This is a genomic window from Halomonas sp. ATBC28 (assembly GCF_005937175.1).
GTDB classification, from domain to species: domain Bacteria; phylum Pseudomonadota; class Gammaproteobacteria; order Pseudomonadales; family Halomonadaceae; genus Vreelandella; species Vreelandella titanicae.
Genome location: NZ_VCQL01000013.1, coordinates 48142 through 72637 on the forward strand (window position 1 = coordinate 48142; position 24496 = coordinate 72637).

Genomic DNA, 24496 nt, shown 5'->3' on the forward strand with positions numbered 1-24496 from the left:
AACTACCCAGGGGCTAAAGACTGCCAGGTCTTTTCTTTGCTAAGGTGCTGTAATTTACAACCAACGGAGAATCACCTATGCGTCTTTTGTTCACCGGCGGCAGTGGCAAAGCGGGCCGTCATGCAACTGCCTACCTGCGCGATCAAGGCCACCGCGTCACCAATTTGGACTGGGTGGCGTCTGATGTGCCCGGTATTACTACCCTGAAAACCGATCTGACCGATGCTGGGCAAGTGTTTAATGCTTGCCAAGCCTACGCTGGGTTCGATGAGCTGGAACCCGGCACCGGCGTGCCGCGTTACGATGCGATAGTCCACTTCGCGGCCATACCAGCCATTCTGCATAGGCCGGACAACGAGACCTACCGCATCAATGCGCTAAGTACCTACAACATTCTTGATGCCGCCACCAAGCTAGGCATTCCCAAGGTCATCTTCGCCTCTAGCGAGACCACCTACGGTGTCTGCTTCGCTGATGGCGAGCAAAAGCCCGACTACTTGCCCGTCGATGAAGAGCACCCCACCGTGCCTCAAGATAGCTACGCCATGAGCAAGGTGGTAAACGAAGTAACGGCACGCTCCTTCCAGGCGCGCTCGGGCATCGACATCTACGGCCTGCGCATCAACAACGTTATCGAGCCCCACGAATACCGCCAGAATTTCCCAGCCTACATGGACGATCCCGCCCTGCGCCGCCGCAATATCTTCGCCTATATCGACGCCCGCGACCTGGGCCAGATGGTCGATTGCTGCCTGAAAACGGATGGCCTCGGCTACCAGGTGTTTAACGTCGCCAATAACGAGCTATCAGTAGGCCTGACCAACGCCCAGGTAATAGAGCGCTTCTACTCCGGCGTACCCATCAAGCGAGAAATGGATGAATTCGAAACCTTCTACTGCATCGAAAAGGCCCGTCGTCTGGTCGGCTTTGAACCACGCCACTCCTGGCGGGAAGAGCTGGAGCAGTGAAGCCAACCTGAGAAATAAGTGGTTATGCCAGGTTCTGTGAACACTTCATCGTGGTTCACGCGGAAACATCAACAGGCTCTACATGAAAACTAATTGAAGTTGGTACGATCACAGAGGCATTACAATCTGTTTCTTTTCAAATGTTGAGCCCCGAATGAATACTGACCACTCACCAAATGCGCACCTTGAACAATGGGAAAATGCAAAAAATCCAGTGGTATCGATGTCCAAAGAATACCCTGCGGGCCATCATATTCTTCCGCACCAACATCAGCGCGGACAGTTGATATATGCCAGCGCAGGTACTATGAGACTGAGAACTTGCGATGAGTATTGGTTGTTACCTCCCTTTCGTGGCGTATGGATGCCCCCTTACGTAGAGCATGAAATGACTGCCAGCACATCGGTTTCTTTACGGACATTATATGTAAATGTCGAATCATTCACCTTAAGCTTACCTAATCACCCAGTAGGTATTGGTATCACTCCCCTTTTGCGGGAACTGCTGATCAGAGCCTCTTATTTCCCGATAACTTACCATCCTGACAGTTTTGAAGAACGTTTACTGAGACTAGCATTGGAAGAAACGAAGCATGCATTCGAGTGTGGATTAAAGCTTCCTATGGGTAGAGATAAGCGTTTAAAAAAAATATGCGATACGTTAATGGAAAATCCTGGGGATGTACGTTCATTGGCAGATTGGGCCAATGAAGTCGGAGCAACCACTCGGACGTTAACCCGGCTATTTCGCAGCGAGACAGGTATTTCTTTCATTCAATGGAGGGAGCAGGTACGCATCGTCAGTGCAATTTCGGGTTTAAGCACTGGAGAACGTGTTAGTCAAGTTGCTGAAGAGCTAGGATATGCTTCTCAAGGTGCTTTTACTGTTATGTTCAAGCGTGTAACGGGAAAATCCCCACGAGAGTATTTGAACGACCTGTCCCGTTCTCAAATAAAATTGTCGTGTATGGAAGAATAAAGTTCGAATGAGATTGATATTGTTCCTCTACTTATTGAAATAACAGGTAGAGGAATATATGAAGCTTTCGTTAAAACCGCTGACTGAACACTATTACTTTCTGATAATCGCGTCCACGTTTCTTTCACTTAGCCACTGAGCTATTTGGTGTGCATAGTAACTAACTATGATGTCAGCACCTGCACGTTTGAAACCTGTCATGACCTCCATGACGGTTTCTTTTTCATCTAAAGCACCAGCTAGCGAACCAAATTTGATAGCGGCATATTCACCTGCTACTTGGTAAATAGCTAAAGGAAGGTCAGTGCGATTTCGAAGTTGGCTAACAACGTCTAAATATGGCATACCAGGTTTCACCATCAGAATGTCAGCCCCTTGTTCCTCATCTAGACGGGCTTCAATCATAGCCTGACGGCCATTTGCATTATCCGCTTGATAACCTAGACGATCACCTTCAAGCTTACAGTCAACTGCGGAGCGAAAAGGGCCATAAAAAGCGGATGAAAACTTTACTGCATGGGACAGTATGGCAACCTCAGAATAACCAGATTTATCCAGTGCATGCCGTATTGCCCCCACCTGTCCATCCATCATAGATGATGGCGCTAACATGTCAGCACCTGCTTGAGCAGCAACAAGGGACTGCTTAACTAAATTTTCAACAGTTTTGTCGTTGTCAACTTTTCCTTCTACAACTACTCCACAATGACCATGTGTGGTGTATTCACAGAAACAAATATCTGGAATAACCAGCATATCGGATCTACATTCTTTAATGATACGGATCATGCGTGCCAGCAATCCATTATCGGAAAGGGTATCACTGCCAAGACTATCTTTATTATGAGATATACCAAATGGCATGACGCAACGAATACCTACCCCATAGAGTGACTCTATCTCTTCAAAAAGTAATGCTTCAGGTATTCGATAAATACCTGGCAGTTCCTTTATTGGAGCACGCTCAATTATACCCTCCTCGATAAATATAGGTTGTACCAAATCACTCAAAGTTAAAACGTTTTCTTTAACGAGTTGACGAAATTCATTATTTTGACGCAACCGACGGGGACGATGAACTACACTCATACAACCGCCCTCTCAAAATCAAGACCCATGGCCTTCCTGGCTTCATCGAGGTTTGAAACATCAAGCACAACTTCTTCAGGTGTATAAGAAATGTTTGGATTTTTTCGACGTAAAGTTGTTCCACTATTTACTGCAGCGGTGATGATGATTTTTTCCATTCGTGACGCCTTCTTTATACAGGTTGATAACATAGTTCACATTATCCTCCGCAGGTTCGACGAATGACTTTTCCATTTGAGACATAAATTGTTTAGAAAAGGAAAAATATGTGTAAATAAATTAGCTAATAATTAATGATTCTTTTCAACTTTTTCACTCCACGCAATAAGTAAAAAGCCTTACAGTGATGCAGCATGACCGAGAAAGTGATGAAATCATTACCATTATTCCGGCTAATATGACGCTTGATTTCTATGTATCTAAGAATAAACTTGAATGACGGACCCTAATCGAGATTACGGCTAGATTAAGCTTGTATCACCCCTTTATCGGCACAAACACCGGTGCACCATCCACCTCTACTACCGCTAGCTTTTGGCGGTAGAGGTCTTCCAGCGCACTGGGCTCCAGCATGTTATCCCGCGGGCCCCAGCACGCCTCACCATTGGGATAAAGCAACAGCACATGGTCGCACCAGCGGGCAGCAAGGTTTAGGTCGTGTAAACACATGATGACCGCCTGCCCCTGAATGGCCTGTTCTGCCATTAGCGCCATCACGGCACTCTGGTGATGAAGATCCAGATGGTTGGTGGGTTCATCCGCTAGCCACACATTGGGCGCTTGCGTCAGCACCGTGGCAATCGCCACCCGCTGGCGCTCGCCACCGGAAAGAGTGCTTACCAGACGGTCACGCAGGTGCGCAACATCCAGGCGCTCAAGGGCGGCTTCCGCGCGGGCGTAGTCTTCAGCCCCCTCCATCTGCCAAGGCGATAGATAAGGGTGACGGCCAATCAGCGCGGTTTCCAACACGGTTGCTGGAAACCCATCCTGGCGATCTTGAAACACTAACCCCAAGCACTGAGCAACATGGCGGCGGCGCAGTTGGCCAAGCGCTGAATCGTTGAGCTGAACACTGCCTGAACGTGGCGCTTGCAGGCCAGCTAAGGTGTGTAATAGCGTCGTTTTTCCCGCACCGTTAGGCCCTAACACACCCCACACCTGCCCTGGTTCGATGGTTATATTAAGCTGCGTACCGCCTTCGCGGCCAGGCACATCGATGATGAGATTACGGGTAGCCAGTACGCTCATCAGCGGCTCCGGTAGAGCAGAAACAGGAAGGTAGGCACACCTAATAGCGCGGTGATTACTCCTACGGGCAACTGTTCCGGGGCGATCATGGTGCGCGCCAGGGTATCGGCCAGCACCAACAGCGTGCCACCCGCCAGTGCGCAGGCGGGCAGTATCAGCCGTTGATCATTGCCTAGCAGTAAACGCAGCATATGAGGTACCACTAGACCGACAAAACCAATGCTGCCTGCGGTAGTAACGGCAGCAGCAGTCAGCAGACTGGCGGCAATATAGATACACCACTCAAGCGGTCTGACCGCAACGCCCAGCGCGGCGGCTTGCTGCGGGCCACGGGCCAGCACATTCAGGCTCCGCCCGAGCGGAATCAGCACCACGCAGGTAGCCAGTAACAGCAGTAGCGGCGGCCAAGGCGTACGCGCATAGGAGAGATCACCCATGAGCCAGTAAAGCATACCCGGCAGGCGTTCGGCGGGGCTCAACGCCAGCATTAGTGTAATTACTGCGCCCCACCCCGCTGCGACCACCACGCCGGTGAGCAGCAGCCGCGAAGGCGTCCAGCCGCCGCTGCCATGGGCCAAACCAAAGACTAAAAACGTCGAGAGCAGTGCGCCGCCAAATGCCGAGCCTGAAATCGCCAGTCCGCCAAGTCCTCCTAGCATGGCCGCCAGTGCGCCAACCGAGGCGCCACCGGAAAGACCAAGCACGTAAGGGTCTGCCAGGGGGTTACGCAGCAACACCTGCATCAACGCCCCCGCTACCGCCAACAAACCGCCCACGGCAAAAGCCGAGAGCGCTCTGGGCAAGCGCAGCTCGATCACCATGGTACGCGCCAAGGCATCGCCCTGGCCTTGCACACTGTCACCCATCAACACCTGCCAAATTTGCGCAGGAGAGATTTGCGCACTGCCGACACCCATGGCGATGACCAGCGAAGCCAAGGCCGCTAGTAATAGCAGACTAAGCGGGAAGCCCAGGCGTGCGAGCATTAACTGCGCTCACGTTTTTGGCGGGCGATGTCGAGCTTCTCACAGAGGATCTGGGTGCCCTCCATCAGTCGCGGTGTGGGCCGTTGAATCAGTGAAGGCGGCACAAAAAAGAGGTTATCTTCCGCAACCGCCGTCAAGTTGGGATACTGCTCCCAGTGCGTCAGCCAGTGGCGATTCTCTTCCCCCATGCCACCGGCAACAATCGCTTCAGGATTCGCTGCCAGCACGGCTTCGTCATCGATACGCGGTACTAGGCGTGCCTGTTCGCCAAACACATTCTCACCGCCACAAATCTCAACCACTTGGCCGATCAGGTGCTGGTCGTTAACGCTCATTAGCGGCTCATCCCACACTTGGTAAAACGTGGGTACCGGCTCCCGGTCTCGATAGCGCTCTTCAAGGGCGTTCATGGTATTGCGGAAATTGTCGGCCACTGCTTGCCCCACTGTTTCTGTGCCTGCCAACCTTGCCAAGCGCTCAATGGCGCTGGCCACGCCTTCTACATCGCGGGGCTCGATATAGAACACTGGCATGCCCAGGGCTTCAAGGGTTTCAAGCTGTTCGGCGGGGTTACCCGTCACCCAACCAATCACCAAATCGGGTGCAAGCCCCACCAGCTTTTCTAAATCAATTCGGGTATGGCTGCCCACTGACGCCACTTGTTTAGCTTCCGGGGGATAGTCGCTATACGAGACGACGGCGACCACTTGATCCCCTGCGCCAGCCGCATAAGTCAGCTCGGTTGCGCCAGGCGAGAGCGTGGCAATACGCTGAGCAGCATTGTGAAGACAGACCTCACGGTCACGATCATCTACTGCGCAGCGCGAGTGCTCGTGTGCCGGGACAGCGGACGCCATCAGCAGTAGTGCGAGGCCCAGGGCACCGCGCGCAAAACCACTTTTTCTATTGGCCAAAGTGAACACTCAAGAACCCTGCTCGGCCAGCGTTGATGTAATCACGGGTGGTTGAATACTCTTTATCAAAGGCATTTTCTAGCGTAACACGAGCGCTCCAGAGTGGCGCAAACTGCCAGCCAGCGCGCAGGTTAACCAGCCCATAGCCTCCTAAACGCTGGGTATTGGTGGTGTTATCGTAACGGTAACTCTGCGCTACAAGTGAGCCGCCCAACGACCAATCGCCAAGTTCCCGATCTGCATCCAAACGCACACTTTGGGTGGCGCGGCGGGCTAATCGATTGCCGGTTGCCCGGTCTTCCGGATCCAGGTAGGTAAAGGCAGCTTGGAGTGTCCAGGCATTGACCTCTACGCCGCTTGACAGCTCAGCCCCGCGTATACGCGCGCTGTTAACGTTTTGCGGCGCCCATAAGCCACTCGACGTTGGCGCCCAGGCAATCATGTCGTCGTAGTCGTTTTGAAAGGCGGCCAAGTCCCAGAACCACTGGCTGTATTGGCCGCGAACGCCCACCTCGACGGTTTCAGAGGTTTCCGGATTGAGATCAGGGTTACCCGAATCCGGCCAATAAAGGTCATTGAAGCTCGGTGCTTTAAACGCAGTACCTACACTGGCACGCAGCGTGTGGTAGTTATCCAGATCGTAGCCCAGCGCCAAGCTGCCGGTGACTTCATCACCATAGGCTTCGTTATCGTCATAACGCAGGCTTGCTTGAATGGCGAACGGCGAAAAGTCGAGTAACCCTTGGGTAAACACTGCTTTGTTATCACGGCTGGTAACGTCAAAATCGTTGGTGCTTGAAACGCGGTCTTCGCTGATTTCAGCGCCAGCGATCAACTCATGGGCACCAAACTGAATGTTGTTCTGCCAACGGGCGGTTTGCGTGCGGGTATCAATGACTGAGTCGCCGAAATTATCCAACGTGTCCAGCTCATCGCGGGCTTCGCTAAGGGTCAGTCGGCTCTGCCACGTATCAGTTACCGGCAACTCAGCGTAGACGCCTGCTACCTGCTGGACGAAGTCATTCTCCCCACCGTCATACTCGTTGTTACCGCGAGCGCGCAGTGCCAGCACGCCAACTTCAGCGCCACTCTCAAAGGTATGCGCAACGCGGGCTAGCGCTGAGGTATTGTCGTAGCCTTTGTCCTCACCACCCCAACGAATGGGCTGGCCATCGGTATTGAAATGGCTAGCGGCAAAGCTGTAACGCGTGCCCCCCTCGCGCCCTGAAACGCCTGCTCTTAACCGCTGGGTATTGAATGAACCACCGCCGACTGAAATTCTCGGTTGCGGCCCCTCTTCGTCACCATCAGGGGTAAAAAGCTGTATCACGCCGCCGACGGCATCCGCTCCGTAAAGACTACCGCGGGGGCCGCGCACGATTTCCGCACGATCAAACATACGCGGATCCAAGTACTGAAATGCAGCACCGCCCGCCGTGGCGGATCGTAGCCGGATATCATCAATCATGAGCACGGAGGCATCGCTGGGCGCACCGCGTAGATAAACGCTGCTACTTTTGCCAAAGCTGCCGTTACTCGTGACATCAACGCCCGGCTGGCCGCGCAGAAGATCCGTCAGGCTGGTGGGGTCTTGGCGGCGGAAAGTGGCTTCATCCAGCACGCTAACGGAAGAGAGGCTTTCATTAGCAGTGCGGGGCGCTAACGCAGCGGTAACGACGACAGGATCAAGCGTGGCCAAATCGGTCGTTGTTTCGGCGTATTGGGCTTCGGCTTGGATGTGAAAGGCTAGCGGTAAAGCAGCCATACTAAACGCCGCCCGTTTGGCGGTGGTGTGGAAACGGTGGTTCATGTGAGACCCCTTGCTCGTGTGCTCACCCGCACAGCGCATTTTTTTGACCGAACGGAGGATCAAACAAGGGAGTCTCGGTCGCGCTGTATGATCGCATCGCGCCACCGTTAATCGCCCTGAGAGCACCCACCGCGCCTCGGCATATATCGGTTCAGGTTGAACCATTACTCTCGGGCCGGTCTCCGGGCTGACGAGCGAAAGACGTCTTCATTCTTTCCGAACGACCACCTTCCCGTGCGTTAGCACAGTGGCGTCTTAGCCGTTCTTATCTCGATCACCGTTGCGGGGGCAGCGTTGGAATCACGCAAGGCGTTCACCAACTTCCCGTTTCACTAGCGGCTTTAATCCACCGCCAGCACCTGAGAGTGGGCGTAAGCTAGCAACTTGCCCAAGAGAGGTCAATTCATGATGAGCTGCTAGAGTAAAGGCAGTGCACGGAACAGGAGACGGCCATGATCGATTTCTCGGCAGCCGGTGTGCCACGCTGGTTAAAGCTGGCTTTTACACTGTGGGTCCTGGTCTGGGCACCAAGCTACGTAGTGCTGCTGGGAGCGCAGAACTTCTTTTGGCTGTGTAACGTGGCGAGTTTTCTGCTATTGGTGGCACTGTGGAGCGAGCATCGCACTCTGATGTCGATGCAATGGCTAGCGGTGGCACTGGTCGGCAGTTTATGGAGCCTGGACGTCGCCACGGCTGCGCTCACTGGCGTGCATCCTATCGGCGGCACCGAGTATATGTTTGACCCGGAGCATCCCCCCATGGCGCGAGCCATGTCGCTCTACCACGTGGTACTGCCGCTGGTGGCTGGCATTGGCGTCGCCAAGCTGGGCTATGCGCGCCGCGCCCTACTGTGGCAGACCCTGCTGACCTGGATAGTGGTGCCGTTGAGCTACCTGCTCACCGAGGCCGAGCGCAATATCAATTGGGTGCATGGGCCCTTCGGCCAACCCCAGGACAGCCTCAACCCGTTGCTCTATCTGTTTCTACTCTCGCTACTCTGGCCCGTAATAGTCTACCTGCCAGTGCATTTGCTGATGATTGGCTGGCAGCGCTGGCGGAGCCAAGCTTAGCTAAGGAACCTCTGATTAACGTGATGAGCGCAGGCCAGACAAGGCAAAAATCAACGAAAAAGCGGAGTTTACAGGTTGTAAATGAGCATTTTGAGGCGATTTTTAACGCTGTATGGTCAAGCGCAGTAGTTAATCAGAGGTTTCTAACTACTTAACCGCCATCACCAACCCATGCCGGATATACCACACCTGTTCAGCCTGGGCAGTGGCATCCTGAACAAACCAGCCATTGAGGTCACGCAGGCGGCGCTGTTCGGGCTGCATAGGCACAATCCCACGGCCAACTTCGTTGGCAATGATGATTAACGGTGCGTTTAGCTCTTCGGCGCGCTGGCAGAGTGCTGCCATATCGCTCTGCCACTGCTGTCGCAGGGCATCGTTATCGTCACGCTCAAGCGCAGCGCCAAGCCATTCAAGCACACCTGTGAGAACAAGCGGCGTATCGGCTACGAGCGCTTGCTGGCTATCGCTGAAGGGCTTAGCAGCATCCAGTCGCCACCAATTCGCCTTGAGAAAACGTTCAGCTACAGCGTCTCGTTTGCCAGCGCAGGCACCGCCGATGAAGAGCTGCATTGCCATTCTCCTTGTCCATGGTCGTCTTGCTGATAAATAAGCTGCCAGCGCCTGCCTTGGGCTTGGAGCACGGTACCGTCCCAGAAATGAATCGTTTCAAAGCGGCGGCGCAGCTCACGAATCACGCCACCATGGGTGACGGCCAGAATCTTTTTATGGCCGTCGACGCGGCCATTCGTAGCCAGATCATGCAACCAAGCGTCTAAACGCTCACGCAGTTGGGCCGCCGATTCTCCGCCGGGAATTTGCAGCTCGCCCACGCTATCAATCCAGGCACGGTAATGGGGCAAGTCTTTCAGCTCATCGTAAACTTTGCCTTCGTACTCGCCAAAATCGAGTTCACGCAGGCGTTGCTCAAGTACAAGCGGCACGCCATCCTTGGTGACGTCAGCCCACTCCAGGGTTTGCTGGCAGCGGCTAAGATCGCTTGAATAGATAGCATCGAACCGCTCATTCGCCAGTACGTCGCGCAGTTCCAGCAACCCTGCTTCAGCATCAGGAAACAGCAGCGGAATATCCTGCTGGCCTTGATAACGGCGCTCTAAATTCCAAGCGGTGATACCGTGGCGAACTGCCACCAGCTCCACAGTAAGATCAGTAGCCAAAGCTCTCCTCCTTCGATGGTGGCGCCTACCATATCGCCGTTAATGCCGTTAAACAGTCGCAACATTAGCCAGCGGATTAGTAACACGAAAACAGTAACCGTAAGCATCATCAACACTATCGCGGGCGCTAACAGGGCTATCAGCACAATCGGCACCAGCGCTAGTGCCACATCCTGGCCGCTAAGCGATTGCTGCCAACTCCACGCCAAGCCCTTCTGCTGGGCGCATGGCGTTAGCACCAGTAATGCAACGCCAGCCCAGCGCCCTAGCGCAGGCAGCATCAACAGCCACCACAAGGGAGCCTGATAGGCCAGCAACGCCCATAGCAGAACGCCCTTCCAGGCGAGCAAAAACACTAGCGCCAGCATTCCAAAGCTGCCAATTTGCGGGTCTTTGATGATCTCCCAGCGGCGCGCCAGGGGCTGATTGCTGCCCAGGGCATCGGCGATGTCCATCACGCCGTCCAAATGCAGCCCACCCGAGAGCGCCACCCACACGCTTAGTACTGCCAAAGCGGTGATCGGCGTGGGAACGTTGTGCATAGAAAACGCTGTTAACGCCAGCACGCTCCCTATCATCAACCCCACTAATGGATAGGCGCGCACTGCCCAGCGCCGGGTAGCGGGCGTCCAGGGAACGGCTATAGGAATCGGAATCCGGGTCAGAAACTGCAGCGCCAGCAACACACCGAACAAGGCATTTTTCAAACGTTTACCTCCTTCTCATGCTTCCACTGCCGATGCTTCCACTTAATGGCACAGCCTGCGACGACTTCGAGTACAGAATCGGCCTCTGCCACTATCCAGCAGTGAGCCCGCTGTAGAAATGCCAGATAGCGCCAGGTTTCAGCATCCGTAGGCGGCAGAGCTTCGTTGATATCATTGGAGACAATCACTAGATAAAGGCTGCGTGCGCGGGCATCAGCCAGTGCGTTTACTAGCAACGCGAAGCCTTCTTCTTCGCTTAGTTTACTGGCGTACAGGACTTGGCTGGCCCATAGCGTTAAGCAGTCCAGCAGCACGGCGCCACCATCAGGCACCTGGGCAATCGATTGATCAATATGCAGCGGTGCCTCTAGCGTTTTCCATTGAACGGTGTGCCACTGCCCTTGCCTGGATTGACGATGACGCGCCACCCGCTCAGCCATCTCGTCGTCGTATATGTCTGCGGTGGCTAAGTAGTAACAGGGCGAACTGCCTGCTGCACTAACTGCTAGCTGCTCGGCGATATCACTTTTGCCGGAACGCGCCCCGCCGCTAACGAAGACAATCATGCAGTTCCTTTTTCCAAAATATTTTCCAAAACATGCTTCAACACGCTTATCAGCCGTCGATTAGCAGGGGCATCGCGCAGCGCTACCCGCAGCCAATCACCATTGAGCCCGGCAAAATTATGGGTATGACGCACTAAAATACCCCGGCGTAGCAGCTGCTCAAATAACGCATCGCTGGTGATTGCCTGCGCGGCACTGGGCCGGATAAGAAAAAAACACGCCTGGCTGGGCACGACTTCCAGCCCTAGTTGAGCAAGCGCCTCAGCCATGCGCGAGCGCTCGCTAGCCAACCACCGCTGGGTGCGCCGGGCAAAGGCATCATCTGCCAATAGTGGCGCCACCAGTTCAGCCGCGAGGTGGTTGACACTCCAGGGTGGCTGATGATCCTGTGCCGCTTGAACCGTGGTCGCATCCGCCAGCAGGTAGCCCAGCCGGAGCCCCGGCAGGGTATAAAACTTGGTCATTGAGTGGAGCAGCAGCAGATGCGGGTAGCGCGCCAGTAGCGGTGCCAGCGACGCCTCTTGTGACGTCTCGCCCAGCGTCTCACCCACCATATCGATAAAGGCTTCGTCGACCACAACGCGACAATCCATCACAGCGGTGTAATTCAACAGGTCTTCCATTGCTGAAATATCGATAAGCGTAGCGGTCGGATTATTGGGGCGGCATAGAAACAGCACATCGATGTCGTTAAGCCCAGCCGTTAGCGCGTCTATGTCCAGCGTGAAGTGCGGCGCGGGCAGCGCGATCTCGCTGATTGAAAGCCGATGGGCGCGGCAAGCGCGGGCATACTCGCCAAAGCTTGGGGTAATAATCGCCGCTCGCTTACCCGCATGCAGCGCGGCGGCGAGGAAAATAGCCTCAGCGCCACCGTTGGTGAGCAATACCTGTTCGGGCTGAAGCTGGTGATGGGTGGCGATGGCCTGGCGTGCAGCGGCGTAATTCGGCGCGGGGTAGCGCTCAAGACCTGCCAGTTGCTTAGCCAGCCAATCGCTAACCCACGCCGGAGGCCCCAAGGGGTTAAGATTGGCACTAAAGTCGTCCAGGCGGTGATCGGCGGGCAAGCCGAAATGGGCCAGCAGCGTCTCGGCCTGGCCGCCATGCCTGGGCCATGGAGCGTTGGGCAATAGAGGAGTACTCATAGCGATCCTCGCAGCATAAACATCAATCCAGCTATTACCCCAGCAAGCAGCAACATAAACAGTATCCAGGCGCCGTGCATTAAACGAAGTGTGGTGCTGATATGGGCAACACGCAGTTGCTCAAGCGGCTCACCCAAGGTCGCACGGTGTGAGACCTCGCCTCCATAGAAATTGGTGCCGCCCAGCTGCACGCCGAGCAAACGGGCCACTATGGCTTCTGGCCAACCGGCGTTGGGGCTGGGGTGGCGCGGTGCATCGCGGAAGGTGCCCCACAGTGCGCCTTGCCAGCGCAATCGTACAACACCTGAAAGGCTTAATAGCAAGCCTGCGAGCCATAGACACAGCGCGGTTAAGCGTGCCGGTACCCAATTAGCTAGATCGTCCAGCTTGGCAGAGGCAAAGCCAAAATTGGCATAGCGCTGGTTTTTGTAGCCTACCATCGAATCAAGAGTATTGACTGCCTTGTACGCCAGCGCTAGCGGCGCCCCGCCGATCAGCGCGAAAAATAGCGGCGCAGTAATGCCGTCAACGGTATTTTCCGCCACTGTTTCCACCGTGCCCCGGGTAATCTCCGCTTCGTCTAGATTTTGCGTATCGCGGCCAACAATCATCCCCAGCGCCTTGCGGGCGGCAGGCAAATCGCCTTGAGAAAGCGGTTGGATCACGGCGCGGGCCGCATCGCCCAAGCCTTTGATCGCCAGCGTAGTAGAGAGCAGCCAAAGCTCGGCGATCAGCGCTAGCCCTGGGTGCAAGCGTTCCAGCAGCGTCAGCGTTAGCCAGCTAATACCCCATACGCCGCCGACGACAATAATGGTTAGCAGAAAGCCACTAACTTTGCGCTGCTGCGCCGTGCCACGATTCCATAGCCGCTCAAAAGCGCTGATAAAGCGCCCGATCAGCACCACCGGGTGTGGCAATGAGCGCGGATCGCCAACCACTAAATCAATGGCGATCGCGAAGATGATCAGAACAATACCGCCAAAAGTGGCGCCTGGGATCATGGTGATGCCTTATCGCTAACACCGGCATCGGTAAAGGTAGCCATTTCCGCCACCATCGCTGTCGCCGCTTGCAGCAATGGATACGCCAGCGCAGCACCACTGCCTTCGCCTAGTCGCATGCCCATATCGAGAAGCGGCTTGGCCTCCAACGCTTTTAATGCCACATCATGGCCTGGCTCCTGGGAGCGATGGCCAAAAATCAGATAGCCACGAACGGCGGGGCATAGACGGCAAGCGGTTAGCGCTGCGACGGTGGCAATAAAGCCATCCACAATGGCCGGTAAACGCTGGGCTGCTGCTGCCAGATAAGCACCGGTCATAGCGGCTATTTCCAGACCACCCAACTTGGCCAGCACCTCTAGAGGAGCTTGGGAGTCAGCATTACGCGCAGCGATAGCGCGTTCAATCACCGCCACTTTGTGCGCCTGCTGCTGAGGGTTAATCCCGGTTCCGGCGCCCACCACGTTTGCTACTGACTCACCCGTCAGCACCGCCAACATTGCGCTGCTGGCAGTGGTATTGGCGATGCCCATTTCACCCACCATAATGCACTTTGCACCTGCCCTTTTTGCTCGATTAACGGCCGCAATACCCACATCAATCGCGGCTATGGCTTGATCACATTGCATCGCGTCTTCTAACACCATATTGGCGGTGCCATGGAGCACCTTGGCGGAGGTCACCCCAGGCAGTGTTAAAGGCGAAGCGACGCCCACATCCACAATCTCGACCAGCGCGCCTATCTGACGGGCGAAGACATTAATCGCCGCCCCTCCGTTGGCAAAGTTGGCCACCATCTGAGCGGTCACTGCTTGGGGAAAAGCTGACACCCCCTCATCAGCAACCCCGTGATCGGCGGCAAACACAACCACCGCAGGCGGCGTCACGCTGGGCTTGAGTTCACCGGTGATGGCGCTCAGTTGAATAGCCAGCTCTTCCAAGGCACCCAAACTACCTGGCGGCTTGGTCAGCGTATCCAAGTAACGATGCGTTTCTTCACCGGCATTGAGATCAACTGACTGAATGTGGTCAACAATGGCGTGCATGCAGGCTCCAGCCCACTAGGGGTCATCAAACATTCAAAGGCAAAGCGCAAAATGGTAGCAAAAGCCTGAGTGCTATACTTGCTATTTCATTAGCGGGTCTTCCACCCTGTCAGGATGTTAAGGCTTTATTTAGATTTTTCGCGTGGTGTATTTGCCACCTCACATTCGAGTAATAAAACTACAAATGTGGTTTTTATTGCCGTAAAGTCTCTTATTTCGACGCCAAAAAATGTAAAATAACTACAAGCTTCACTCACCGTCTCTATCATGCAGAGGTCCCTATGCCGAGCTCAACACCTGCTACGTTAAACCCCACCGTTGCTGAGGTTACCCAGCGCATTCGTGAGCGTTCTGCTGAGCGTCGCGCCCTCTACGAGCGGCGCATGGCTGACCAGCACAAACGTGGCGTGCACCGTGCTGAGCTAAGCTGCGGCAACCTGGCTCACGGTTTCGCGGCCTGTAACCCGCGTGATAAAAACGAACTCAAGCTAATGAATAGCGCCAACCTGGGCATTATCTCGTCCTACAACGATATGCTCTCGGCGCACCAGCCGTTTGAGACGTTTCCTGAAACGATTAAAGCAGCCGCCAGTGCCATGGGTTCTACCGCCCAGTTTGCCGGTGGCGTTCCGGCCATGTGTGACGGTGTCACCCAGGGCCAGCCGGGCATGGAGCTATCGCTGTTTTCCCGGGATGTGATTGCCATGGCCACCGCTGTAGGCCTCTCGCACAATATGTTTGATGCCGCGCTTTATCTGGGCGTGTGCGACAAGATCGTGCCGGGTCTGTTTATTGGCGCGGCGCGTTTTGGCCATCTGCCCGCCATGTTTGTACCCGCGGGCCCCATGCCCAGCGGCTTACCCAATAAAGAGAAGGCGCGCATTCGCCAGCTCTATGCCGAGGGCAAGGTTGGCCGTGCTGAGCTGCTCGAAGCCGAGTCTGACTCTTACCACAGCCCCGGCACCTGTACGTTCTACGGCACCGCCAACTCCAACCAGCTAATGATGGAGATGATGGGCCTACACCTGCCCGGCACTTCTTTTGTAAACCCTGGCACCGAAATGCGCGAAGCGTTGACACGCTATGCCACCGAGCAGGCGATCCGCAACACCGAACCCGGTGGCGACTACCGCCCGTTCTATAAGCAGATTGATGAGCGCGCGATTGTTAACGCCGTGGTGGGCTTGCTGGCTTCCGGTGGTTCAACCAACCACACGATGCACCTGATCGCCATGGCCGCCGCTGCGGGCATTACCCTGAACTGGGACGATTTCACCGATCTTTCAGCGGCCACCCCCAGCCTGATGAGGGTGTATCCCAACGGCCAAGCCGATATCAATCACTTCCAAGCGGCAGGTGGCATGAGCTATCTGTTCCGCGAACTGCTGGGCGCGGGCTTGATTCACGGCGATATTCCCACCGTATTCGGCACCGACCTAACCGCCTACACCCAAGAGCCGTTCCTTGAAGATGGCAAAATCGTTTGGCACGAAGGCCCCGAAAAAAGCCTTGATGAAGACGTGCTCAGCCCAGTAGCGACACCGTTCGCGCCGACGGGTGGCTTGACGGTCATGAAAGGCAACCTGGGTCGCGGTGTGATCAAAGTCTCCGCAGTGACGGAAGAGCATCGCGTGGTAGAAGCGCCGGTGAAGATCTTCGAAGATCAAAACGAAATGAAGGCCTCCTTCGAATCCGGCGACTTGGATCGCGACGTGATTGTGGTGGTTCGCTTCCAGGGACCCAAAGCCAACGGCATGCCCGAGCTGCATAAGCTAACCCCCTTCCTGGGCGTGCTGCAGGATCGTGGCTTTAAAGTGGCACTGGTCACCGATGGCCGCATGTCGGGTGCATCAGGCAAAGTACCCGCCTCCATTCACATGAGCCCCGAAGCCCTGGACGGCGGCCCGCTGGCCAAACTGCGTGATGGCGATATTGTACGTTTGGATGCCAACGCCGGTACGCTCGAAGCCAAAGTCGACCCCGCCACCTGGGCTAAACGGGAACTGGCTATTGGCAACCTGGATCACTACCACGTGGGCTTGGGTCGCGAGCTGTTTGGAGGCTTCCGCCACCTGGCCATGCGCGGTGAAGAAGGCGCTGGTGTATTCGGTGGCTTTGAAGCCGATGATCTCGCCCGTCAGCAGGGGCAAATCTCAGAAGAGGATGCCTGATGCGACCGGCACTCATCGGCGATATCGGGGGAACCAACGCACGCTTGGCGCTGGTCTCTCCCGGTGAAATAACCCCACACGATATCTTGAACCTACCCTGCGCCGACTACCCCGGCGTCGTGGAAGCGGTGCAGGATTATCTGGGGCGCGTGGGCGCCACGGGTGACAACGCGCCCCAAGAGGCGTGTTTAGCCTTCGCCTGCCCCGTTCACGCTGAACGGGTCAAAATGACCAATAACCATTGGGATTTTTTGAAAAGCGATGTTCAGCAACAGTTGAATCTATCGCTATTCAAGGTCATCAACGACTTTACCGCCCAGGCGCTGGGCGTCCCCCATGTGGCATCCAATGATTTGGTCGAAGTTCAGCCGGGGCAAACCCAGGCACACTCCACACGCTTAATTATCGGCCCAGGCACTGGGCTGGGCGTTGCCGGGGTATTTCCTGGGCAACACGCCTGGATTCCGCTGCCCACCGAAGGCGGTCACGTCACCTTTGCCCCCACGGATAGTACCGAGCAGGCACTGCTGGATGTATTTCTGCAGCGCCACAAACGGGTGAGCGTAGAACGCATCTTATGCGGTCAGGGTTTATTGGAGCTTTACCAAGCCTACTGCACCCTTGAAGGAATTGAGCCGCACTTAACTAGCCCAGCCGAGGTGACCACAGCGGCCAATGAAGGCGATAGCCTCGCCACTACTGCCCTGCTGCGCTTTCTAAAAATTCTTGGCGATGTGTGCGGCGACGCCACCTTGACCATGGGCGCAAGGGGTGGGGTTTATCTATGCGGTGGTATTCTCCCGCGCTTGCTTGAGTGGCTGCCAAAAAGCGAGCTGCGCGCCGCCTTTGTCAATAAAGGCCGTATGGGCGCTTATAACGCTGACATTCCCGTGTGGGTGGTGACTGCGCCCTGGACGGGCCTGTTAGGTGCCGCCGAAGCACTGCATAACGAAGAGGTTTTCTGATCACAACTTCTAACAACATCAATACGGAACCTGCTATGCCCGCCGCCACCTTTGATGTGCCGCTTTTACTCGGCATGATGCGTCTGCACGAAACACCCGCCATGCACGAACCCGAGCGATTAGCAGAATGGATCGAAGCGCGCCTGGAGCAGGGCCTTAACTGGTTTGACCATGCGGACATTTACGGCAGCGGCCAAGGGGAGACGCTTTTTGGCGCCGCGCTACGGGCGCGCCCTACCCTGGCTCAGCGGGTCAATGTCGTCACTAAAGCGAGCATCGCTAACGACAACCCCGCCCCCGGTTCGGGTAAGGTAAAGCACTACAATGCTAGCCCTGCTTATCTTAATAGTGCCATTGATGCCTCACTTGTGCGTTTGAATGTCGAACGCCTCGACCATTTCCTGATTCATCGTCCCGATCTGCTGATGAACGCAGAAGCGACCGGCCGCGCGCTGGACGACGCCATTGAAGCCGGCAAAATTGGCGCTGCGGGGATTTCCAACCACCTGCCCAGCCAGTGGCGGCGCTTGCAGGGCGCCATGCATCACCGCTTATCAGCCAACCAAATCGAGCTCTCGATTACCCACACAACGCCGCTGTTTGACGGCAGCTTTGATGATCTATGTGCCGATGGCCACGCCCCCATGGCGTGGTCGCCTCTGGCAGGCGGGCAACTGATGCAAGACGCCGTTGGCGAATGTTTGGCTAAGTGGGCGGCAAAGCTTGATAGCTCCCCCAGCGCTTTAGCGCTGGCATGGCTGCGTAGTCTTCCTAACTCGCCAGTACCGGTGATTGGCAGCATTAAACCTGACCGAATCAGCGACATGCTAAAGGGCCCTGCCACGCTACCCCGAGAAGTGTGGTATGAATTGCTGGAAGCCGCCCGCGGCCACTGCGTGGCATAAACCCGTCTTTGCAAACAATTACACCAAGGAGCCAATAATGACGCCAGTTATCGCGTTTGGGGAAGCGCTGGTTGATATGCTCTCCAGCCGTTTAGGGGCGGCTACAGATGCCCAGGAAACCTTTACACCCTACGCCGGTGGTGCTCCCGCTAACGTGGCGGTCGCCTGCGCCCGCTTGGGCGTTCCTAGCCAATTTTTAGGCATGATGGGCGACGATACGTTCGGGCATTTTTTGGTGCGTGAACTCAAAAGCCACGGTGTCGACACCAGCGGCGTGGTATTTACCCAAGAAGCCCGCACGGCGCTGGCGTTCGTTTCCCGGGATGACGTGGGCGAACGCACCTTTGATTTCTATCGCCCGCCCGCTGCTGACTTGCTTTATCGCCTTGAGCATTTACCCCATGGCGTCTTCGAGAACCCTGCCATTCTGCACTTGTGTAGTAACAGCCTGACCGACCCAGAGATCGCCGACGTTACCCTCGCGATGGCCACCATGGCCAAGCGCGCAGGCTGCCTGGTCAGTGTAGATGCCAACCTACGCCACAACCTGTGGCCCGGCGGCGAAGCGGATGCCAGTTTAGTCACGCAACTGCTAGACGGCGCTGAGCTGCTCAAGCTCTCCCAGGAAGAGCTCGACTACTTGCGCGCTGATCATCCTGCAGAATCGTGGCTTTCAGAGCGGCTTGCGGCAGGGGTAAAAGTTATTTTGATTACCGACGGCCCCAATGATGTCGTAATCAAAGGCGTCGGCATCGACCAGCGCATTGCGCCACCCAAAGTGGAAGCGGTCGACACCACCGCCGGAGGCGACGCCTTTATTGGCGGGCTGTTGGCGGAGCTCTCGGCCCATGGCATCAATGAACACTGGCAGAGCGATACGGATTTTCTACTCAGCGCAGTGAATACCGCCTGCCGCTGTGGCGCCCATGCGGTCACCCGGCCAGGCGCTTACGCAGCGCTGCCAACGCGAGCGGATATTATTGGCTAACTAAGTAGAGCTATAACCCATTAACAAATGGCGCGCCCCACGCAGGCGCGCTTTTTTTATGCTTCTTAGGGGTCGACTCGTCGCCAATCTAATTCGGACTTTTGTCTAAAGAGGCTCTCTTGTGGAAATGTCAGACATTTACTAGACTAGGGTTTATCCAATAAAGAACAAGAGATGAACGATGACGCTGGACGCTCTACCGCCCCACCAGGGTGGCGCTGAACAGTTAGCCCGTTTACTCGCCCAGGCCCTGCTGGCAGGCCATTGGCAGCCAGGTGATGTTTTCCCCCGTGAGCTGGATATCGGCAAACACTTTGCCGTTAGCCGAAACCAAGTGCGTAACGCACTCACCAGTCTCACCGCTGCGGGTTTATTAGAGCGCACCGCGGGCCGTGGCACGCTGGTTCGCGAGATGGGCGATTGGCATCTACTCGACCCACTGATGAGCGAATGGATGACCGGGCTGGTCAACCTTGACCCGCAGTTGGTAAGGGCCATTTACGCCTTTCGTTTTTCTGCTGAACCGGTGGTCGCAGGACTCGCTGCCCAGGCAGCTCAGGCTGAAGACATAGAACGTCTGGAGAGCGCCTATGCAGGCATGGAGAGCAGCGCAGGCAGTGTTGAAGCGCGTGCTGAGCATGCCGAGTACGATGTCGCTTTTCACGACGCCACCTACCGGGCCAGCCACAATTTAGTCTGGCGGCAAATGGGCCATTTATTGCGCCCTTCGATCATGGCGCTAATACACCGCTCGCAACACCGCACTGACACCTTAGACGACAGCCTAGCCCGCCACCGCCAGGTGCTTGACGCTATCCGCAACCGCGATGCCAGCGCCGCAGAATCCGCCGCAAGAGAAGTGCTGCGCCGCACGGCCATCGACCTTGGCATCGTCAGCTGACCATTACGCAATGAATACTATCTATTCAGAAGGATGACCGAACATGAAAATTACCAAACTCAAGACCTGGCAAGTTCCTCCGCGCTGGCTGTTCCTTAAAATTGAGACTGACGAAGGCTGCTACGGCTGGGGTGAACCGGTGATTGAAGGCCGCGCGGCAACCGTTGAAGCCGCCGTGCACGAGCTCTCTGACTACTTGATCGGCCAAGACCCTCACCGCATCGAGCATCTTTGGAACATCATGTATCGCGCCGGTTTTTATCGTGGGGGCCCTATTCTGATGAGCGCGATTGCCGGTATTGACCAGGCGCTGTGGGATCTTAAAGGCCGTGACCTGGGTGTGCCCATTCATCAGTTATTAGGCGGTGCCGTGCGCGACAAAATGCGCATGTATGCCTGGACGGGTGGTGACCGCCCCAGCGACGTGGGCGCTGGCGCTAAAGCGCTGGTCGACAAAGGCTTCACAGCCTTCAAAATGAACGGCACTCCTGAAATGCAGATCGTCGATTCACACCGCAAGGTCGATGAAGCCGTCGCCCGGGTGGCAGAAGCCCGCAACGCCGTTGGGCCAGATGTAGGCATCGGCATCGACTTCCATGGCCGCGTGCACCGCCCTATGGCCAAAGCACTGCTGCGCGAGCTAGAACCCTTTCACCCCATGTTTGTGGAAGAACCGGTTGCCCCCGAACATCTGCCCTGCTTGAAGGATATTGCTGGCGGGCTTGGCTACCCGCTAGCCACCGGCGAGCGGCTGCATACCCGTTTTCAGTTCCGCGACCTGCTGGCCGATGGCATGATCGACATTATCCAGCCGGATATTTCCCACTGCGGCGGCATTAGCGAAGGTCTCAAAATCGCCGCCCATGCCTCCGCCTATGACGTCGCCTTAGCGCCCCACTGCCCGCTGGGCCCATTAACCTTGGCTGCGTCTTTACAGCTGGATGCGGTCAGCCACAACGCCTTTATCCAAGAGCAGAGCATGGGCATTCACTACAACCAGGGCAACGACGTACTCGATTACCTGGTCGATAAATCCGCCCTCGCCATTGAAGATGGATTCTGCGCCATTCCCCAAGGCCCAGGCCTGGGTGTCGAGATCAACGAGGAGTTCGTTGAGGAGCGCGCCAAGGTGGGCCACCGCTGGAGGAACCCGGTCTGGACTCATGAAGATGGCTCGATTGCGGAGTGGTAAACCATGGGATCAACCGTGATGAGTGAAACGCCTGAAATAGCACATCAGCTGACCTGGATTGCCGTGGACTGGGGCTCCAGCAATCTGCGTGCCTGGGGGCTGGATCAGCACGACCAAGTGATTGCCCAAGCCAGTAGCGACAAAGGCATGCTGGCGCTGAAGGCCGACGAGTACGAGGCCGAGCTGCTGCGACTGGTGGGCGATTGGCTACCCGCCACCGGCACGACTAAGGCGATGGTGTGCGGTATGGCAGGCGCTCGCCAGGGATGGTTGGAAGCCGCCTATTTACCGGTACCCACGCGGCTTGACCAGCTTAGCCAAGGCGCAGTGACGCCAACGCTTACGGGTGACCAGCTAGGTGTTTACCTGCTGCCTGGTTTAAGCCAAACCCGCGGTACCGCGACTCACTTTGATGTGATGCGCGGTGAAGAGACTCAGTTGGCAGGGCTCGTCGCTGATTCGCCAGATTTTACTGGCCTCGCCTGCCTGCCCGGCACTCACGCCAAATGGGCAACCCTGGAGGCGGGCGCAGTGAGCGGGTTTTCGACCTACCTGACCGGCGAGCTTTACCAACTGCTCGCCAACCAGTCGGTGCTGAAGCATTCCGTTTTATCACCTTCAGCGGCAAGGGATGATCTTAACGATGCAGCTTGCCGTGAGGCTTTTATTTCGGCCGTCAGCGAGATTCATCAAGCCCCCGAAACCTTTAGTAGCCGCCTGTTCGGGCTGCGCGCGCAAGATTTACTCGATGGCCGGCTACCTGCTGGCGACACGCGTGGGGCCGTTCTTGCGGCCAGGCTCTCTGGGCTCGCCATTGGCCTTGAGCTTGCTGGCGCCTGCCGTGAGTGCCCCAGCGATAAGCCAATCATGCTGATTGGCAACCAAGCGCTTAGTCAGCGCTACACGTTGGCACTCAATGCGATCGGCTATCAGACACAACATGTGGATGGCGACACCGCCGTCTTAGCAGGCCTGCGCCTCGCCCATCGCGCGTTAAAATAAATTAAGCATGGAGAAATTGGCTATGTCGCTGCCACTGATTGGAATTTTACGCGGTGTAACGCCTGATGAGGCCGTGGATGTCGCGGAAGCGGTGCTGGCCGCGGGTATCACCCAGATTGAGGTACCGCTTAACTCACCCAACCCGCTGGAGAGCATTCGCCGCTTGGTCGACGCATTTGGTGAGCGTGCGGTCATTGGTGCGGGTACGGTGCTCACTCCGGCTCAGGTGCGTGAAGTTCACGCTGCTGGTGGGCGCTTAATCGTTTCTCCCAACTGTCGGCCAGCGGTGATTGAAGAAACCCATAAGCTCGGCATGGCCAGCTGGCCGGGTATTGTGACGCCTTCTGAGGCCTTCGATGCGCTGGATGCAGGCGCCACCGGGCTTAAACTCTTCCCCGCAGTGCAGGTAGGATTAGAAGGAATGAAAGCAGTACGCGCCGTGCTTCCGGCAGGCACGCTTTTGTATGCCGTCGGCGGCGCTGGAGTCGATAATTTCGCCGAATGGCGCGCAGCGGGTGTCGATGGTGCAGGTCTGGGTAGCGCATTATACAAACCTGGCCAAAGCGCCTCTCAGGTGGGGAAACAGGCTCAAGCCCTCGTCGATGCCTGGTTAGCGGGAGAACAATAAGGAGAACCAACAATAATGAATACCGATATGAGTGTTTCAACGTGGCAGGCCGAGTTAGCTGTCGATTGCCGCTGCTCACTGGGTGAAGGCCCGCAGTGGGACGCCAAAAATCAGCGCCTTTATTGGTGCGACATTCTGGAAAAACAGCTGCACTGGCTATCCCCCGCCACCGGGGAAAGCGGCCACTATCAGCTCGATCATCGGGTGTCTCTGGCAGCGCCCCTTGCTGAAGGTGGCCTGTTGTTAGTCGGTGAAGACCGTTTAAGCCGCTTCGACCCAAGCAGCGGCAGTATCGAAAAGCTGAGTGATTTCGAGGCCGATAACCCCATCACCCGCAGTAATGACGCCCGCATTGATCGCCACGGCAGCCTGTGGCTTTCCAGCATGGGTAAAAGCGCTGAAAGAGGCGCTGGAAGCCTTTACCGCCTGCATCGCGGTGAGCTCTCGCGGCTGCGTTCAGGCCTAACGATTCCCAATGCCATCTGCTTCTCCGCAGATGGCGAATTCGCTTGGTTTACCGACACCGTGACGGGTGTAGTGATGCGCTGGGCGCTGGATAGCGACGGCTGGCCGCAAGGCGAGCCGCAGCCTTGGGCGGACTTTTTCTCCAGCCAAGGTAATCCCGATGGCGCGGTAATGGATAGCGAAGGCTGCCTATGGCTAGCGCTATGGGGGGCTGGGCAGGTCGTTCGCCTGGATCCTAACGGTGAAATAATAGGCCGCGTCGAGCTGCCGGTCAGCCAACCCTCCTGCCCGGCATTTGCCGGCCCTGATCTGAAAACGCTGTATATCACCACGGCGCAAGAGGGATTCAGTGCTGAGCAGCTGGCCCAAGAGCCCACCGCAGGCTCGCTCTATGTGGTCGAAACCGGCATTAAAGGATTAGCCGAACCGCCGCTACGCTTGATATAACCAGATATGAGAAAGCCCTGCAGTCGCAGGGCTACTATTGAGTGCGTATCTCTTTTTTGACTCGCAATCGATCACCTACTCGGTCGTTACGGATCTAATTACGCGATCAATCTGAACAGCCACTTAAA

At 56.1% G+C, this 24496-nt stretch carries 25 protein-coding genes and 1 riboswitch; of the genes, 12 read left to right on the forward strand and 13 right to left on the reverse strand.

Features of this window, described 5'->3' with window-relative positions:
* Positions 1 to 77 precede the first annotated feature (77 nt).
* Both E0L35_RS15565 and E0L35_RS15570 read left to right on the forward strand, forming a co-directional pair.
* A complete protein-coding gene (locus E0L35_RS15565; RefSeq protein WP_138800797.1) occupies positions 78 to 968 on the forward strand; it encodes an NAD(P)-dependent oxidoreductase in 891 nt (296 codons plus the stop codon).
* 154 nt (positions 969 to 1122) lie between these two features.
* Complete coding sequence (locus tag E0L35_RS15570) at positions 1123 to 1947, forward strand: helix-turn-helix transcriptional regulator (protein ID WP_138800798.1); 825 nt, start codon at positions 1123 to 1125, stop codon at positions 1945 to 1947.
* A gap of 93 nt (positions 1948 to 2040) precedes the next feature.
* Here E0L35_RS15570 and hemB read toward each other — a convergent pair whose 3' ends face one another.
* From hemB to E0L35_RS15600, 6 genes are all read right to left on the reverse strand, one after another.
* Entirely contained in the window at positions 2041 to 3036 is a 996-nt protein-coding gene (hemB, locus tag E0L35_RS15575; RefSeq protein WP_041158601.1) for a porphobilinogen synthase, read from the reverse strand.
* Positions 3033 to 3194 carry a hypothetical protein gene (locus E0L35_RS26475; protein ID WP_174788148.1) on the reverse strand — a complete coding sequence of 54 codons (162 nt, stop codon included), beginning with the start codon at positions 3192 to 3194 and terminating at the stop codon, positions 3033 to 3035. The genes hemB and E0L35_RS26475 overlap by 4 nt, the downstream gene beginning before the upstream one ends.
* Before the next feature lie 319 nt (positions 3195 to 3513).
* Positions 3514 to 4284 (reverse strand): ABC transporter ATP-binding protein, encoded by a 771-nt coding sequence (locus E0L35_RS15585; protein WP_022523058.1) that lies wholly within the window; start codon positions 4282 to 4284, stop codon positions 3514 to 3516.
* Positions 4284 to 5270 (reverse strand): iron ABC transporter permease, encoded by a 987-nt coding sequence (locus E0L35_RS15590; RefSeq protein WP_138800799.1) that lies wholly within the window; start codon positions 5268 to 5270, stop codon positions 4284 to 4286. The genes E0L35_RS15585 and E0L35_RS15590 overlap by 1 nt, the downstream gene beginning before the upstream one ends.
* Positions 5270 to 6193 carry a cobalamin-binding protein gene (locus E0L35_RS15595; protein ID WP_138800800.1) on the reverse strand — a complete coding sequence of 308 codons (924 nt, stop codon included), beginning with the start codon at positions 6191 to 6193 and terminating at the stop codon, positions 5270 to 5272. The genes E0L35_RS15590 and E0L35_RS15595 overlap by 1 nt, the downstream gene beginning before the upstream one ends.
* Positions 6174 to 7994, reverse strand: a complete 1821-nt coding sequence (locus E0L35_RS15600) for a TonB-dependent receptor (RefSeq protein WP_138800801.1) — start codon at positions 7992 to 7994, stop codon at positions 6174 to 6176. Before E0L35_RS15600 ends, E0L35_RS15595 begins: the two co-directional genes overlap by 20 nt.
* 155 nt (positions 7995 to 8149) lie before the next feature.
* Positions 8150 to 8372: riboswitch (cobalamin riboswitch) on the reverse strand.
* 74 nt (positions 8373 to 8446) lie between these two features.
* On the opposite strand from E0L35_RS15600, the gene E0L35_RS15605 reads away from it, so the two are divergent.
* Positions 8447 to 9064, forward strand: coding sequence for a hypothetical protein (locus E0L35_RS15605; RefSeq protein ID WP_027957626.1), 618 nt, complete (start codon positions 8447 to 8449; stop codon positions 9062 to 9064).
* Positions 9065 to 9211: 147 nt separating this feature from the next.
* On the opposite strand, the gene E0L35_RS15610 is transcribed toward E0L35_RS15605, so the two are convergent.
* From E0L35_RS15610 to cobT, 7 genes are read right to left on the reverse strand one after another with little or no spacing between them, the layout of a single operon-like run.
* A complete protein-coding gene (locus E0L35_RS15610; protein WP_138800802.1) occupies positions 9212 to 9637 on the reverse strand; it encodes a bifunctional adenosylcobinamide kinase/adenosylcobinamide-phosphate guanylyltransferase in 426 nt (141 codons plus the stop codon).
* On the reverse strand, positions 9589 to 10242 hold the full coding sequence (locus E0L35_RS15615; RefSeq protein ID WP_138800803.1) for a histidine phosphatase family protein: 654 nt from the start codon (positions 10240 to 10242) through the stop codon (positions 9589 to 9591). Before E0L35_RS15615 ends, E0L35_RS15610 begins: the two co-directional genes overlap by 49 nt.
* On the reverse strand, positions 10179 to 10949 hold the full coding sequence (cobS, locus tag E0L35_RS15620) for an adenosylcobinamide-GDP ribazoletransferase (RefSeq protein ID WP_138800804.1): 771 nt from the start codon (positions 10947 to 10949) through the stop codon (positions 10179 to 10181). Before cobS ends, E0L35_RS15615 begins: the two co-directional genes overlap by 64 nt.
* Complete coding sequence (locus E0L35_RS15625) at positions 10946 to 11515, reverse strand: bifunctional adenosylcobinamide kinase/adenosylcobinamide-phosphate guanylyltransferase (protein ID WP_022523050.1); 570 nt, start codon at positions 11513 to 11515, stop codon at positions 10946 to 10948. The genes cobS and E0L35_RS15625 overlap by 4 nt, the downstream gene beginning before the upstream one ends.
* Complete coding sequence (cobD, locus tag E0L35_RS15630; protein ID WP_138800805.1) at positions 11512 to 12657, reverse strand: threonine-phosphate decarboxylase CobD; 1146 nt, start codon at positions 12655 to 12657, stop codon at positions 11512 to 11514. Before cobD ends, E0L35_RS15625 begins: the two co-directional genes overlap by 4 nt.
* Positions 12654 to 13658 (reverse strand): adenosylcobinamide-phosphate synthase CbiB, encoded by a 1005-nt coding sequence (gene cbiB / locus E0L35_RS15635; protein ID WP_138800806.1) that lies wholly within the window; start codon positions 13656 to 13658, stop codon positions 12654 to 12656. Before cbiB ends, cobD begins: the two co-directional genes overlap by 4 nt.
* Positions 13655 to 14704 carry a nicotinate-nucleotide--dimethylbenzimidazole phosphoribosyltransferase gene (gene cobT / locus E0L35_RS15640; protein ID WP_138800807.1) on the reverse strand — a complete coding sequence of 350 codons (1050 nt, stop codon included), beginning with the start codon at positions 14702 to 14704 and terminating at the stop codon, positions 13655 to 13657. The genes cbiB and cobT overlap by 4 nt, the downstream gene beginning before the upstream one ends.
* A 281-nt stretch (positions 14705 to 14985) precedes the next feature.
* Here cobT and edd point away from each other — a divergent pair, with 281 nt between their 5' ends.
* The 9 genes from edd to E0L35_RS15685 all read left to right on the forward strand — a co-directional run bounded on the left by edd (position 14986) and on the right by E0L35_RS15685 (position 24368).
* Positions 14986 to 16875, forward strand: a complete 1890-nt coding sequence (gene edd / locus E0L35_RS15645) for a phosphogluconate dehydratase (protein ID WP_138800808.1) — start codon at positions 14986 to 14988, stop codon at positions 16873 to 16875.
* On the forward strand, positions 16875 to 17840 hold the full coding sequence (gene glk / locus E0L35_RS15650) for a glucokinase (RefSeq protein ID WP_022523044.1): 966 nt from the start codon (positions 16875 to 16877) through the stop codon (positions 17838 to 17840). The genes edd and glk overlap by 1 nt, the downstream gene beginning before the upstream one ends.
* A 35-nt stretch (positions 17841 to 17875) precedes the next feature.
* A complete protein-coding gene (locus tag E0L35_RS15655) occupies positions 17876 to 18745 on the forward strand; it encodes an aldo/keto reductase (RefSeq protein ID WP_022523043.1) in 870 nt (289 codons plus the stop codon).
* A 37-nt stretch (positions 18746 to 18782) separates the two neighbouring features.
* Complete coding sequence (locus tag E0L35_RS15660; protein WP_022523042.1) at positions 18783 to 19733, forward strand: carbohydrate kinase; 951 nt, start codon at positions 18783 to 18785, stop codon at positions 19731 to 19733.
* Positions 19734 to 19914: 181 nt separating this feature from the next.
* On the forward strand, positions 19915 to 20634 hold the full coding sequence (locus E0L35_RS15665) for an FCD domain-containing protein (RefSeq protein WP_022523041.1): 720 nt from the start codon (positions 19915 to 19917) through the stop codon (positions 20632 to 20634).
* 43 nt (positions 20635 to 20677) lie between these two features.
* Positions 20678 to 21826, forward strand: a complete 1149-nt coding sequence (gene dgoD / locus E0L35_RS15670; protein ID WP_138800809.1) for a galactonate dehydratase — start codon at positions 20678 to 20680, stop codon at positions 21824 to 21826.
* Positions 21827 to 21829: 3 nt separating this feature from the next.
* Entirely contained in the window at positions 21830 to 22828 is a 999-nt protein-coding gene (locus E0L35_RS15675) for a 2-dehydro-3-deoxygalactonokinase (RefSeq protein ID WP_138800810.1), read from the forward strand.
* 7 nt (positions 22829 to 22835) lie between these two features.
* On the forward strand, positions 22836 to 23456 hold the full coding sequence (locus tag E0L35_RS15680) for a 2-dehydro-3-deoxy-6-phosphogalactonate aldolase (RefSeq protein WP_258955969.1): 621 nt from the start codon (positions 22836 to 22838) through the stop codon (positions 23454 to 23456).
* 15 nt (positions 23457 to 23471) lie between these two features.
* A complete protein-coding gene (locus E0L35_RS15685; protein WP_138800811.1) occupies positions 23472 to 24368 on the forward strand; it encodes an SMP-30/gluconolactonase/LRE family protein in 897 nt (298 codons plus the stop codon).
* Positions 24369 to 24496: the final 128 nt, after the last annotated feature.